The following is a 15,346-nucleotide window of genomic DNA, read 5'->3' on the forward strand; positions in this document are numbered from 1 at the left end:
TTAATATGGACATAAATGATCCTAAAGAAATGAAAGAGCAAATTGACTTTCTAAAAGCATACATAAAACTTGAAACGCAAAAACGCACCCCAAATAGAGAAGGAATGATAGATGCTCTGAGAGAATCGCTGAATGTTGCTAATTCAGAAATAAGGGGCGTAGAAAAAAGTAGATACGAAACAACACCAACACCGTGGGAAAACATCTCAAATGAAGTTCTGTACGGAAAACTCACTGAGTATCAGCAAGGAATGTATCAGCACGCAGTGAAAAAGTTCGGCGAGGAAGTTGTTAAGAAATTATTGGAAGAGAGTATGCAGTGAATAGCAAGTCTATGAAATAAGAAATGAAGGTGTGAGATTTGGAAAGAAGAAACTTTGCGCAGGTATTGAAAGACGCTAAGGTTGATATTACAAAAGAATATCAACGTTTGTATACTATGTTTAATTCAAAGAAAAGTAATCATAGCCATTCATTTCGAAACGTATGTGAATATAACTTTAATAAACTTCCCTTCAAAGGAACTTGTTTAACCCTTTCAGATTTTGATGAATACTATGGTTTCAATTTTTTTAGTAGAGCAGACAATGTTGAAATTAATCATCTTGTAAGCTATTGTGAATATTTATTTAATATTGCAAAATATAATAGCGTCAATATATATGATAATAATTGGTATAAAGGTGGAGATTTTTTAATTCAAATCAGAAAGGTAATAGAGCTGATTGGATATATGGAAACAAGTCAAGATAATTTGACAATCTTTGTTCCAAAATCACAACCTGCCATTGTTGTATCTGAAATGCTTCCAGCAAATCTGTCGTATAAGGTTGTCGAGTATAATCATCATTCTATGAAGGGCGATCTTGCTCGAAAACAGGCAACACTAAAGCTGCTCGCAGATCGGTTGGAATCAAAGAGGACTGAACTTAAAGGGCTTAATAAGTCACTTGAAGATGATATATTCTATCTTGTTAATAATCTGAACATTCGTCATAACAATATTGAAGTTTCTTCACCCAAATATAAGAAAGCAGTTGCTGAAATGCCTGAAGAAGAACTTGAGGAATGGTACGACAAGATATATGATATGTGCCTGTATGCTTTTATGACTTTAGATCAGGCTGATCGTAATGCTAAGGTTAAGCAACTGAAAAATATCATTGAAGATAATAAAGGATAAGAGGGAATAGTTCTGATGGTATACTTGAAAAATGGTACTGCAAAAGAGGATAGCTTTCTTATCAACAATAATGATTTGGAGTTTTATATACAAGCATTTGATGAATATACATTCTATCCAAATGATGAAGTATATATAAATCTTCAAAACGAAATTGTCTTATTATATGACAAGATAAGAGATATTTACTTTTCAGATATAGATTCATATTATAAAGAGGAAGCAAACATACCAATTGGTATTATGAGTGGTGGACAAGAAACAAGTGTTATTATAGGGAAAGACGAATATTTAGAACTTAAGGAGAAAGTAGAGAAATATATTCCGGACTTGAATACGCACATATATGTTTCTGACTGCCAATATTTGATTAGTTCTATTCAAAACTTAGTGGAATATATGGATTTTTGTTTTAAGAATTATTATTTTAACATATCTAAGATTGCTCTATTATCTGAGAATGTTGATTTTCCGCCAGCACGAATCATTTCCTACGAAAGTAGACAATTAGCATTTATTCTTGAAACATATTTTACAAAAGCGTATTCGATTTTAGATTTGATTTGTAAATTTATATATGAACTTGAAAATCCTGTTTCTAAAAATGAACTAAACAAATTAAAAAAACTTGTAAGTTCTGAAAAACTATGGGGAGACAGAAAAAAACTAAAAAAAATACCCGTTTCTGATACCATATTTGAGGAAAGTGAAACCATAAAACTAATCGAATCCTTACGAAATGAAGCGGTTCATAATGGAGCTTGGGAATTGTTCGCAAGTGTATACATTGATATAGATAAAAACAAAGAAATTATTGAACGATATATGCTTTTTCCCGACTATACACAAGGAAGATTAGATTGTGTCAAAAACAGGAAGCGTTTTTTTAAAAAAGAAACAAAAGTTAATGATATTTTGCCAGTAATACATCTTGATTATATGCGCCGCTTGCTAAATACTGTAAAATACCTGAATACCATTTATTAAAAAGGGAGGTTTACTATGAGCTACGATTATTCCGAAAACATACTTGTCCAGGGCGCTGCAGGAGATCTTCTCAGAGATGAGCTTGGCTGGGACGTTGTTTTTGCCTATAACGAAGAAAAACTCGGCACAGACGGCACACTCGGCAGAACTTCATATAAAGAGATACTGCTTGTGCGGTATTTTCGTAATGCTCTGAAAGACCTTAACCCCTGGATAACCGATACTCAAATCACCGAAGCCGAAAAGCGCATGACCGAGCATATGTCAACTGCTTCACTGATCCAGATCAATGAGGAGAAGTACAACTATATCCGTGACGGAATACCTGTAACGGTGAAACGTCCCGACGGCAAAACCGAGACAAAAAAAGCAAAGGTCATCAACTTCAATGAGCCATGCAAGAACCATTTTCTAGCTGTCAAGGAACTGAAAATACACGGTGATCTCTACCGCCGCAGAACGGATATAGTCGGTTTTGTAAACGGCATTCCGCTTCTGTTTGTGGAACTGAAACGCACAGATGTTGACGTTCAGAATGCCTACTATGATAACTATACAGACTACCTGTCAACTATACCTCAGCTGTTCTACTATAACGCTTTCCTTATGCTCTCAAACGGTATGCAGGCGAAGGTTGGAACTCTCGAAAGCAAGTATGAGTTTTTCCACGAATGGAAACGACTTGCTGAGGACGATCAGGGTAGCGTTGAGCTTGAAACAATGCTGAGAGGTATCTGCAAGAAAGAGAACTTTATTGACCTTCTCGAAAATTTCATTCTCTTCGATCATTCTGGTGGACATACTGCAAAGATTCTTGCAAGAAATCATCAGTATCTCGGAGTAAACGAAGCCGTAAAGGCTTACGCTGACAGAAAGTTGAATGACGGCAAACTCGGTGTTTTCTGGCATACACAGGGCAGTGGAAAGAGCTATTCCATGCTGTTCCTCTCACAGAAGATACGCCGAAAGTTTGAGGGTTCTCCCACAATTGTTATACTTACCGACCGTGACGATCTCAACAGGCAGATAAGCGATACCTTTGAAAACTGTGGACTGCTTGGCAAGACTAAGGCTTCACAGTTTATTGCTTCAAGCGGTGAAGACCTTGTAAAGAAACTGGAGAAGAATCCGAGCTTTGTATTCACTCTTATACAGAAGTTCAATAAGCCCGATGTTGAGCCTATTTATCCTGACCATGACATTATCATAATGTCTGATGAAGCACACCGTAGTCAGTACGGAGTTTATGCAGATAATATGATGAAACTGCTCCCCACTGCTTCAAGGATTGGCTTCACAGGAACACCGCTTCTTTCAAGCGATAATATCACCGCCAGAACATTTGGTGGATATATCTCTATCTATGACTTCAAGCGTGCTGTTGAGGACGGTGCAACAGTTCCGCTGTACTATGAAAACAGAGGAGAGAAGATCGAAGACCTCCGCAATCCCGACATTACAGATAAGATACTTGATGCTATCGAGAATGCAGACATTGATCCCGATCAACAGGATAAACTTGAAGCTGAATTTGCCAAGGAGATACATCTGCTGACCGCCGAGCCAAGACTACGCTCCATTGCCAAAGACTTTGTAAGGCATTATTCTGACCTATGGACAAGCGGAAAGGCTATGTTTGTTTGCCTTAATAAAGTGACATGTGTTCGTATGTATGACTACGTACAGGAATACTGGGACAAAGAGATAGAGCTGCTGACAAAACGGCTGAAAGACGCAACTCAACAGGAAGCTCAGGAGCTTGAACGTAAAATCAAATGGATGCGTGAAACAGAAATGGCTGTTGTAATCAGTCAGGAACAGAATGAAATTCAGACCTTTGATAAATGGAAGCTGGATATCAAAACACACCGCACCAAAATGGAAAAGCGAGAACTTGATAAGGAGTTCAAGGATTCCGAAAATCCGCTAAGAGTTGTTTTCGTATGTGCAATGTGGCTGACTGGTTTTGATGTTAAGTGTCTTTCATGCCTTTATCTGGATAAGCCGTTAAAAGCTCATACCCTTATGCAGACTATCGCCCGTGCCAATCGTGTTAATGCAGGTAAAAGCAATGGTCTTATCATCGACTATATTGGTATTGTAAAGGCTTTGAGAAAAGCTCTTGCAGACTATACGGCTAATAAGGGCAAAGGCGGCGATGATCCTACAATAGATAAGGATAAGCTTATAGAGCGAATTCTTGAAACAATTGAAAAGGTCAAGCAATACTTCAAAAACCGGGGTTTCAGCATACAGAATATCATTGATGCTTCTGGATTCAAAAAGATGCAGTTTCTGAGAGATGCTGCAGATATTGTATGTGGAAGTATCGAAGACAGGAAGACATTTACTACATACGCTTCTGAAATAGGACGTCTAATCAAATATACAGACAGATCTGATATAACCGGAGCTACACGAAAAGAATGTGAAGCCATTGCAGCTATATACTCTGAGATACAGAAAAAGCGTAAGCATACAGATACTACTGACCTTATGATTGAAATCAATAATATCATAAATCAGTATGTAACTGTAAACGCTAATCCTAATATCACAGAGAATAATCGCCAGTTCGATATAAGTAAGATAAACTTCGAGCTTCTCAGCAGAGAGTTTGCAAAGGCAAAGCATAAAAATCTTGTCATGAAAGACCTTGAAGAAGTAATACTGCTAAAGCTTAATCAAATGGTTTTCGGCAATCCCAACCGTATAAACTATTATGATCGTTACCAACAGATCATAACCGATTATAACAGCGAACAGGATCGTACAAAGATAGAAAAAACCTTTATGGAACTTATGGATCTTGCCAGCAGCCTTGATAAAGAGGAAAAACGATATGTCCGTGAAGGCTTCAACAGTGATGAAGAATTGTCGATGTATGATATGCTGTTCAAAGAGAACCTATCGCCTAATGATATCAAGAAGATAAAGGAAGTAGCTGTTAATCTTCTAAATAAAGTCAAAGCTAAAATTGCTGAGCTTGACCATTGGACGGATAAACAGGAGACAAAGGCAGCGGTTGATAATCTTATAAGAGATACATTGTGGGCAGAACTTCCTGAAAGCTATGATGAAGTGAGTATATCTGTTTACAGGCAGAAAATCTATGAGTATCTCTATACAAGATATAATATTGCATAAATGGTTTTGAGGAATTGTGGGTGTACGCATATTAATTTTAGTTGAAGAAAAAATGTTAAACGAGGACGGCTTGATGAGCCGTCCTCGTTATTTTGGAAGGATTGTAAATCAATATATTAAAATAAATGATAAATCTAATAATTCTACCAATGACAAATAGTATAAATAAATTGTTAAATATTCACAAAATCTATTGACTAAGCTTATAAAACGTACTATAATAGTGAAGTAAACTGGTGCCTTTGAGTAGATTATCCTATATAATTCTGTATTTTTAAAGTGCAAATATACATTAAGTATATCGTTGTACCGGCTAATAATATATGTCATATATGATATTTAAGCTCAAGATTTCGGTTAGATAAGATAACTTGAAGGGAATGATTATTTTGAAAAGTGTATTAAAAAAAATAGTGTCGATTGCGTTATCAGTCGGTATAATGTTCTCGGTATTACCGAGTTCATTTGCTAATAAAAATACTATAGCTTCTGTTGAAGCAGCAGATAATGCAGAAGAGATACATATCTGGGATGGTACAGCTGATATAAGTTGGTTTGATGCAGAGAATACAGAATTTCATATATCGACCCCCGAACAGCTTGCAGGATTGGCTGAACTTGTAAATGAGGGACAAGATACATATGGAAGAACATTTATCCTTGACAATGATATTAACATGAATGATGTGTTTATACGTGATAAGTGGAAAGAAATGAATCCTAAGGAATGTCCGCAAATAAAAAACTTCAAAGGATCTTTTTTAGGTAATAATCATTGTATTTCAGGCTTTTACAGTACTTTTGGTGGGCTATTTCAAAAAATACAAGAAGGATATATATCTGAACTAAATTTGGATGATGTATTTATAAGTTATATACATGCTGAAGAGGATTATGAAGATGGTATTATTATTGGCGGCATGGTAGATAAATCATCGAATTCGTCGATTAAAAACTGTTCTGTTCAAGGGACAATTTCCGCTTATGCCGATGATATTACCCGACCGATGTATGTCGGAGGTTTAGCTGGTTATGATTACTATAGTAACATAACTCATTGTCATAATAATATTGCTATTGATGTAAAAAGCAATATAGATGATAAATATACTACAATTCTTTGTTGTGTAGGTGGAATTTGTGGTTATGGATTAAAAACTAAAATAACTTCTTGTCTTAACAGCGGAAATATAAAAAACTTTTATCGGACAGATTCTAATAAAATGTATTATCATTATACATCTGGTATTTGCGGTTATGGAGATAGTACAATTTGGCAATGTAAAAACGAGAGTAATATATCAGGCGGTGTTGCAGGAGGAATATGCATTGGGTGTTATGTAACTGATTGTTATAATACTGGTTTAATAAGAGGGACATTTAGAATGGGATATGGAATTGGCGGAAGAGTACATAACGCTTATAACATAGGAAAAGTTTATGCTGATACGGATTCTAATGCTTATGCGATAGTTGATGGATATTCTTGTACTAACACATATTATTTAGAGGGCACTGGTAAACCTTCTTCTTCTTCTGGTAGTGTATCTGAGAGTGAAACATATATGAAAAGTCAAAAATTTGCAACTGCTCTCGGAGACGGGTTCTTTTACGTTGAGGATGATTATCCTAAATTGGCGTTTGAAGTTGGAAGAACGATATCAAAATTTGATAGAACGTGTCTTTCATTTAATGAAATAGGAAAAATAGAAAAAATATTATTAGATACAACTTATACCGGAAAGCCTGAATGGATTTCAAATGATACATCAGTTGCTACTGTTGATGAAAATGGATATGTTAAAGCTGTTGGAAAAGGAACCGCTATGATTTATGCTATTTGTTCTGATTCAAGAGCAGCATGCTCAGTTACTGTTGGATATGACAATTATTTTAGTGATAATGAGATCAATATTCCAAAGGGAAAAACGTGTTATTTGAAGATGTATTCTACAGAAACAAAAAAAGAGGTTTCAATTAGAAAAGATGATACAAATTATTTGACCAATAGATATATTGATTTTCAAGATACGGGTTATATTAGAGCGTTAAATATTGGAACTGAAATTATTTCTGTAAAAACAGGAAACGATAGAATAAATTGTTTTGTAAATGTTTACGAACCTGAACAGTCTTCAAATCCTTGCCTTTCTGAAAGTGAAATCGTCTTAACAGAAAATGATGCAACTCTACTTTCAGTTAAAGATTATGCTTCTCCGATAACATGGGTATCTTCTGATGCCCAAGTAGCAAAAGTTGATAAAACAGGACTTGTTGAATGTATTTCAGAAGGAAATGCAACAGTATATGCTCTGCTCTCTGATGGAAGGTGTCTAAATGCATCTGTCAAAGTTTCCAAATCTAAATATGAAACGGATATTACAACAACAACTGCTACTACAACCAAATCTAACATTAACACTACAACAATAAATAAAAACATAACAAACACAATAAAATCGGTAGATGCTGACGTTGATTACATTGAGAAAATCTACAGTAGTAGTGATACCTCGTTTGACAAAAGCACAATAAAAAATGTTGTTGTTCATGTCAAATATAAAGATGGGCAAATTAAGGATTATGATATAACCGATAAGGTCGGTTTTTCTGATAAAGATTCACCAAAGAAAACTTATGATTATTATTCTAATGGAACAAAGAATAAAGATTTCTCATATGATATTGCATTGGAATACTATGGAGATAATCTAATTGATGAATATGGAAATACAATTATTGATAAGAAACATGGAATATTTGTTTATGCAGTTGTTAAGATATATATATACCAACTTGGTGATGTTAGTAATGAAGGTCTTATTGATGGTAGCGATTGTAATTTGATAATGCTTGACTATGCTAAATCAGCTATAGGGTGTGAGCCTGAATTAACCGAAATACAAAAGTTGGCGGCTGACGTTAATAAAGATGGTATAATCAATGCGATAGATGCATCAATTATTAGAAATTATTATGTATGGAAACAGATGGTGCAGTCTAAAAACGATAAAAGAACACTGGATGAATACATTGCTGATACATATAAAGATATGACAAACATTGTATATACTGAAAATGGCGGTTATTCTGATGGTGAAATTAGTAAATCCAAAATTAAACCTGAAGTATGTGTTATGTTTGATTATGGGATATCTGATTATAAAAGGATTACGTTAGATGATATACAGAATTATGTGAATGGAGACAGAATACGCTGTGACGTAGACTTTATAAATAGCGATTTAGTTGATTCTTATGGCTCATTTGGTTTCCATATATATTATGATTCAAGGCTTGAAATAGAAACTAACCCATATAATGATTCTTTTGTCTATGAAGGTGATGTTACTAAGGATTGCTTTTGGAAAAGTGAGCATTCAGAAAGTATAAAAAACGGAATGAAGGAATTATTTGTTTGTGCAACTGGGGATTTGAGAAAACAAGAAAAGAACAGCCAAACATTATTCTCTTTTGTTCTTAAACTACCTAAAGATGTTAAGGTTGGCGACATTTATCCAATAGACATTCGATATGAAGAAGGCGACTTGTTTATGAATAATCTGATAAATGAAGAAGGCAAGCTCGCACAGGCATATTTATTTACTAAGGGTATATATAATGAGAACAATCCCAATCCCAAGATATCAAGCAAAATGAAGCTAGACAAGAGTAATGATGCTTTTATTGAAATCATACAAACAACTATTACTACAAGTACTACTACAACTACTACTACAACTACAACAACCACTACTAGCACAACAACTACTACCTCTACCACTAATATGACAACATCGAATACGACGAATACAACTACTGCCACGACTACTATTACAACTACTACAATTCCACCATTAAAAATTGATAAAACAAGTTTAACTCTTATCGACGGAGATCAGTATACAATAAATGTAAACCGAAAAGACGTAACATTCAAGTCAAATAATCAATCTGTAGTAGTCGTATCATCAAAAGGAATAATTACAGCTATAGGCATCGGCTCTGCCATTATATCTGTAATTGACTCTGAATCTAATGTAGTTCAATTAAAAGTTGAGGTCAAACCGCTTACAGTTACAACAAGTACTTCTGATAGTACAAACACAACAACTGTAACGACAAGCACAACTTATTCTTTTACAAGTACTAACGAAACAACATCGTCCAATAATACTACGACAACTACACAGCCTGTTAAACCAGCAAATTACAAACTTGGTGATGTTAATAACGATGGACAGATAAATGCTGTTGACGCCTCTTCAGTTCTATCGTATTACGCGATGATATCAACAAATAAAGATGGTGGATTTGATAATAATCAAAAAAAGGCAGCAGATGTAGATTGTGATGGAATGATAAATGCAGTAGATGCTTCATGTATTCTTTCATATTATGCTTATGTCTCAACAACAAAAGAAGATATAACGTCATTGGAAGCATTCCTTGCGAAAAAGGAAGCAAATTAGGTAACAAGTCAAACTACAATAATGTAATTCAAATAATCCCCTTCAGTGCATTAGAAACACTGGAGGGGATTACAGTATGATTCTTTTTATGTGTAATTATTCTTATTTATATCCAGTTTTGATTTTTTTTGACTGAAAAAGGTTTAAAAAAGATTTTCGTTATATTTTCGTTATTGAAGGTATATGATGTGCTTTATATTGCATCCCCTGAACTAGTTACCCAATCATAAAAGGCTATTTATCGATGACTGTGAAAGAGTGCGATACTGTATAACTCCTTCTATATAACACTCATAACCCGAAGGTCGTTGGTTCAAATCCAGCCGCCGCAACCAACGTAATATCGGCACTTTCGAGCATTCGGAAGTGCTTATTTTTATGCCCTTTTTTATCCAATTGCAGCAACCGTGCAGCAACGCGTTTATTTTCCCTCGAAATATCGCTGAGAATCACTGAGTGTTTTTTAGAGTTTTTGAAGAATATTGCGGATTTTGTTAACCGAGGTTAACAATGCTAATGTTTGACGGTATAGTCAGTACGATTGACCTTTCCTCCTAGCTATGCTATAATTGTAACTAACATAAACCAAATCGGAATTTAGATAAAAAATATGATTAAGGAAATTGATATGAGTGATAAATTAAATAATACCGATGAATTGCCTATTCTCGAACCGCTTATGCCAGGAGAAGATTCCCAACCTGAGCCTATCTCACAACACGGGAACCATCAGAATACCGAAGATAAAATAGCAGAAATAATGGCTCAAGCCCATATAAAGAGAGGAAAGTCGGAACTACGAGAAAGTATGATGCAAACTAATACTATCGTTTATTTGTTGGTATTATTGGTTTTGTTCATTCTAAGTATGGAATTTCTTCCGCCTTTTCTTGTAATACCTGTGATCATGTCTTTTTGGGTCATAAAAGTTCTGTTAGCTATGAAGAAGCAAGACCTTGAACTGAAAGGGGCTATAAAAGATAATATTGTTTTAGTCTTACTTACAGGATTATTCGTTTTTTTGGCAATTCTAAATATTTTTGATAAATGATTACGCTTGTAAATTCTGATTTTGCTGAGCACCATGATAAAACCCAAACTAATGAAAAATGATACAGAAAGTCCCCGCGAGGGGACTTCTTCGTTCATATATGCATTCTTGACTTTGGGCTATATTGCGGTGTATAATATGGATAGTAAGTAGGTTACTATGATAAGTCGGAATTTGAAGGAGTATCACTATGTGGTTTTTATTAGCGCTTGGTTCGGCAATCTTTGCCGCACTGACATCAATATTGGCAAAGATAGGAATTGAAGGTGTCGGATCGAATCTGGCTACTGCGATCCGTACGATGGTTGTTGTTATCATGGCATGGGGAATGGTATTTATTACTCATCAGCAAGCCGGAATAAAAGACATTAGCCAGAAATGTTGGGTTTTCCTGATTCTGTCCGGCCTTGCTACTGGTGCCTCATGGCTTTGCTATTACAAGGCCTTGCAGATGGGAGACGCTTCAAAAGTCGTCCCGATTGATAAGTTGTCCGTTGTCATTACGCTGATACTGGCGTTTGTTTTTCTGCATGAAGAATTTACTTTTAAGTCAGTGATAGGGTGTATCCTGATTGGAGCCGGAACATTGCTGATGGTTCTGTGATACAAATTCTGATTTAGCTTAGTTCCGTGATAGATTCAAAATTTATGAAAAATGATACAGAAAGTCCCCGCAATGGGACTTCTTCGTTCATATATGTATTCTTGACTTTTAGTGAAAGTGCAGTGTTTAATATGGATAGTAAGCAGGTTAATATTATAAATCGGAATTATTAAACTATGCAATGTAAGAAATTATCAATTAGAAGATAAAATACAATGCAGAAAATTGGAGGTAAAAAATGGAACGTACGGAGATTGCCAAGAATTATTTTGCACAGAAGTGTCACTGCTCGCAGGCGGTGCTTGCCTCCTTCGCGGATGCGCTCGGCATCACGGAGGAAACGGCGCTGAAATTCGGCTCCTGCTTCGGTGGCGGCATGCGGAAGGGCGAGGTCTGCGGCGCATGCACCGGTGCGCTGATGGCACTCGGCATGAAATTCGGTATGTCCGAGGTCGGTGATCTTGAAAAACAGCAGATTGCGGACGGATATGCAAGACGCTTTCTCGATGAATTTGCAAAGCAGAACGGCTCATACCTCTGCCGCGATCTGCTGAAACGCAATCTCGCAAGTGACGAAGAGCGGCAGAAGGCGCGCGAGGAGGGGCTATTCGCGTTGGTCTGCCCGAAGATGATAGAAAGCGCCGTCCGCATCTCAGAGCAGATGATGCAGGAAAAAGTGTGAAATTCGAAAAAAATGATCCTTCCTCATAATGGGGAAGGATCTTCTTGTTACTTTGCCTCTTCCTTAACCTCGGTTAACAGCAATAAGACTTGAGGTTATTAAAACAGATAGCTATAAGAAATGCACGCTTAAAGAGTTCATCTTAGGATATAGAATAAGCACCCCACTTGGGGTGCTTGATCTTAAAACTAGTTTTTGTTAGGAATATCAATAAACTCGTTTATGGTCTGCTCGCTACCATCCTTTCCTCTGATCGTAACATTCAATGTTGTACTGTTATCAGCTGTAACGTTTGCTGAAACGCCTAACTGATTTAACTGTGCCATCGATGCAAGGCCTAGCTTAGTACCATAAGCTTTCTCGGCTTCTGCAATATATCTGAGTTTGTTAAAAATAGCAATCACATTTTCAAGTTCTGCCTCTGATTCAACCAAAACATTAATCTCACAGTGATTGTTCAGGAAGAAATCTGGGTTCTCAGTGAACTGTTTTCCGCTTATTTCCTTGCGCCTATAGTATTTACGCTGTGGAAAGAGAGCTCTTACTTTCTGCTGATCTTCCAGGCTCATAAAGCGTATAAGATGATTAGTGAACTCATCGAATGTATTATTTGGAACTCCCCAAGAATTATCGGGATACAGAATGAGTTTGCACCAGGGGGTAGGTGAATCCGGATTGAAGTAATTACGAGTCTTAGTTGGCTCACAAATAATGCTTCCCCCCCTCGTGTATTCCGGAGTATAGAGCGGCTGGTGCTCAGTCACCGGCTCCTTGTACAGATCCGACAGTGAGATGGCCTTATCAGCCATTATCTCGTCGAAGAGTTCAAGGCAGTCAAACCCTTCGCTCAGATCGTGTATTACGTTATCCATCATCATCTCTACGGGCTTTCCGATCGGGTCGAGTCCGTATTTATCGAATACATGGTTGCAGTGTAGTTTGAAGCGATTAAGCTCGCTCTTGCTCTGGGAAAACATCTTGCCGGTAATGAAATTTACACTATTGATCATCAGGTGCAGATGTGGAGTATCGGTATCATTATGAAATACTATAAAAACCTGGAAGCCCAGATCGTAGTAGAACTCACCGATTTCAATACCCATATCGAGGTATTTTTCAGGGGTTAACTTTGTTCCGGCGGGGGAAGGAGCGATCGTTATTTGACGAAACTGTCTGCCGCCCGTTTTCTGATGCGCAACCTTAACTGCCTGAAATTCATCAATGAAATTTTCTGTTATGAAGCCGAGGGCGGCAATATTTTTGCCGCCGTCTGTCTTCAGATCATCAGTCAGGTATAAATGAAGACTTCTGGAGTCAGTGAAGGTCCTGCCGTTGACGTTAACGTCCTTTACAATCGACATTACTCGTCACCTACTTCCTGCTGAGTCTTGAAATCTGTAAGCTCTTTACTAATGGTGATAAAAGCATGCTCAATATCACAGAGCTTTGTGTATGTTTTATTTATCAGCTCATCCGAAAGCTTGCCATCACACATAGCAGCCTTAAGCTGGTTGCCGATTTCGATAAGTGAGCGGGGAATATAGTTTGCCTTATCAAGAATGATGATATCATCGTCCGAGAAAATGCGAGTTCTAACAAATGTGCTTTTATCTGTACCAGCAGCTTCGTAAAGGCGAGTTAATTTCTTACCGTCATCCTCGTAAAGTTTAACATTTAACATTGTATAATTTTTCATGATTAATACCTCTCTTGAAATATAAATTTTATGTTCCGAGTTCGTAGTTACGACTCGGAATCTTGCTATCTTCGTATATACGTATTACATCCTTACACATAAATCCAATCATCTCGAGCTTTATAGCCTGTAATTTTATAATTCATTTACTCAACCTCATCTTTCTCTTCAGGGGTACTAAGCTCCTCAGGGGTCTTGAGTCTCAGGCCCTTGAATCCCCAAAGCCTCTTGGTACGAGGGCCAACCTTTTTATAGTCAATATTGGGGTTATACGCCAGCACACTCTCCTTAAACTCAGCTTTATCGACAGGATCGAGAGCGTTTTCAACGCACCACAACTTATATGCATCGTAAAGCGCAGCTGTTGAAACGGAGCCAGCTTCGTCAACAACTGTACGGTCATCCAGGAAGCCATCAACGGAGTGGAGAGCGGCGATACGGCTTTCGAGGTAAGCTATGGCCTTGGGAGACATTTTGAAGTCGTATCCTGACTCCACAAACTCCTTCAGAGTTCTTGCTGCCAAGGAAAATACGACGTCGCGTTCCTGCTCAAGCTTCTGCAGAAGATCCTTATCCTGTTTTTCAGGCGGAACACTATACTCGAATGGGATGAATACCATACGGCGGTATAATGCCAGATCTGGGTTCTTATATGTGTATGGTTTATTGGAAGCAAAAAACAATTTTGCAGTAGGCGTGAACTGTACGGGATTCTCGCGGAGTGCTCTTGCACTGATGCGCTCACAGGCTACAATTGACTTGAACATCTGTTCGTTATCCATGGCTTTTGAGCTGTTGTCATAGGAAATATTTAATTTTTTACCAAGAAGCTGTATCACGAAATAACCATTCGACAATTGCTGAAAATTGATGTTGGAAACAAGCTCGGGTGCCACTGCACTGCTGATGAAAAACAAGAGGGTGGATTTTCCTCCGTCAGTTTCGCCGAAGAGAAAGATTGCTTTTTTAACATGGAGCAATGATGATATCGCATAACCGATGGAGATAAGAATACACTTCAGATTCTCGAGTCCAGCTGAGGTCTTGATGAAACGTATAAAGTTCGGGCAGTCTTTATCGGTACACTGCGCTATGTATTTGACGGTGAGTACGTAGTCGAAAAAAAATTTGCTACGGTCTGTGGTGAACTCTCCAGTTAGAATGTTGAGAACCCCATTTTTGAAGTTGATCAGAAATTCCTGTGCCTTTTTTGCCGCTTCAATGCTGATTTGAAGATCAACGTTTTCTGCGAGGCGCTTTGCCACCTCTGCTATAACTTTGCTTCCAACCTCGTACCGGTCATCGGGATCGATAAGATTACGAATAACCTTCAGCAGATCAACGCGCGAGATTTTTTGCCAGTGAGTCTTGACGTCAATATATGCGGTCTCACCGTCAAATTTGAGGATTCCAAGGTGACTTATGTCACGAGTAATTTGAGTTGCCTTGTCCTTTTCGGTTATGCGGATAAGCGTAATACCTGCAAAGGCTGCAACAAGTATTATGGTAATAGCTGCCATATAA

11 protein-coding genes are annotated in these 15,346 nt (G+C 37.2%); 8 read left to right on the top strand and 3 right to left on the bottom strand.

Annotation, left to right across the window (positions count from 1 at the left end):
• Positions 1-5 precede the first annotated feature (5 nt).
• From BT105_RS03920 to BT105_RS03970, 8 genes are all read left to right on the top strand, one after another.
• Positions 6-323, top strand: coding sequence for a hypothetical protein (locus tag BT105_RS03920; RefSeq protein WP_072299523.1), 318 nt, complete (start codon positions 6-8; stop codon positions 321-323).
• A gap of 38 nt (positions 324-361) precedes the next feature.
• A complete protein-coding gene (locus BT105_RS03925; protein ID WP_072299524.1) occupies positions 362-1,183 on the top strand; it encodes a hypothetical protein in 822 nt (273 codons plus the stop codon).
• Positions 1,184-1,198: 15 nt separating this feature from the next.
• The gene (locus BT105_RS03930) at positions 1,199-2,170 is read left to right on the top strand and encodes a hypothetical protein (protein ID WP_072299525.1); all 972 of its coding nucleotides are present in this window, start codon (positions 1,199-1,201) and stop codon (positions 2,168-2,170) included.
• Between the two features lie 15 nt (positions 2,171-2,185).
• On the top strand, positions 2,186-5,317 hold the full coding sequence (locus BT105_RS03935) for a type I restriction endonuclease subunit R (protein ID WP_072299526.1): 3,132 nt from the start codon (positions 2,186-2,188) through the stop codon (positions 5,315-5,317).
• A 389-nt stretch (positions 5,318-5,706) separates the two neighbouring features.
• Entirely contained in the window at positions 5,707-9,789 is a 4,083-nt protein-coding gene (locus tag BT105_RS14770) for a dockerin type I domain-containing protein (protein ID WP_177243921.1), read from the top strand.
• A gap of 628 nt (positions 9,790-10,417) precedes the next feature.
• Positions 10,418-10,840 carry a hypothetical protein gene (locus BT105_RS03960; protein ID WP_072299527.1) on the top strand — a complete coding sequence of 141 codons (423 nt, stop codon included), beginning with the start codon at positions 10,418-10,420 and terminating at the stop codon, positions 10,838-10,840.
• 190 nt (positions 10,841-11,030) lie between these two features.
• Complete coding sequence (locus BT105_RS03965) at positions 11,031-11,444, top strand: EamA family transporter (RefSeq protein WP_028515241.1); 414 nt, start codon at positions 11,031-11,033, stop codon at positions 11,442-11,444.
• Positions 11,445-11,682: 238 nt separating this feature from the next.
• Positions 11,683-12,126: a C-GCAxxG-C-C family protein gene (locus BT105_RS03970; RefSeq protein WP_072299528.1), complete on the top strand. Its 444-nt coding sequence runs from the start codon at positions 11,683-11,685 to the stop codon at positions 12,124-12,126.
• Between the two features lie 188 nt (positions 12,127-12,314).
• Here the strand turns inward: BT105_RS03970 and BT105_RS03975 are convergent, their stop codons facing one another.
• From BT105_RS03975 to BT105_RS03985, 3 genes are all read right to left on the bottom strand, one after another.
• Complete coding sequence (locus BT105_RS03975) at positions 12,315-13,487, bottom strand: relaxase/mobilization nuclease domain-containing protein (RefSeq protein WP_072299529.1); 1,173 nt, start codon at positions 13,485-13,487, stop codon at positions 12,315-12,317.
• Positions 13,487-13,807, bottom strand: coding sequence for a hypothetical protein (locus tag BT105_RS03980; protein WP_143186545.1), 321 nt, complete (start codon positions 13,805-13,807; stop codon positions 13,487-13,489). The genes BT105_RS03975 and BT105_RS03980 overlap by 1 nt, the downstream gene beginning before the upstream one ends.
• Positions 13,808-13,968: 161 nt before the next feature.
• Positions 13,969-15,342 carry a DNA primase family protein gene (locus BT105_RS03985; protein ID WP_072299531.1) on the bottom strand — a complete coding sequence of 458 codons (1,374 nt, stop codon included), beginning with the start codon at positions 15,340-15,342 and terminating at the stop codon, positions 13,969-13,971.
• Positions 15,343-15,346: the final 4 nt, after the last annotated feature.

It is taken from the genome of Ruminococcus flavefaciens, from assembly GCF_900119075.1.
Lineage (GTDB): Bacteria > Bacillota > Clostridia > Oscillospirales > Ruminococcaceae > Ruminococcus > Ruminococcus flavefaciens_Q.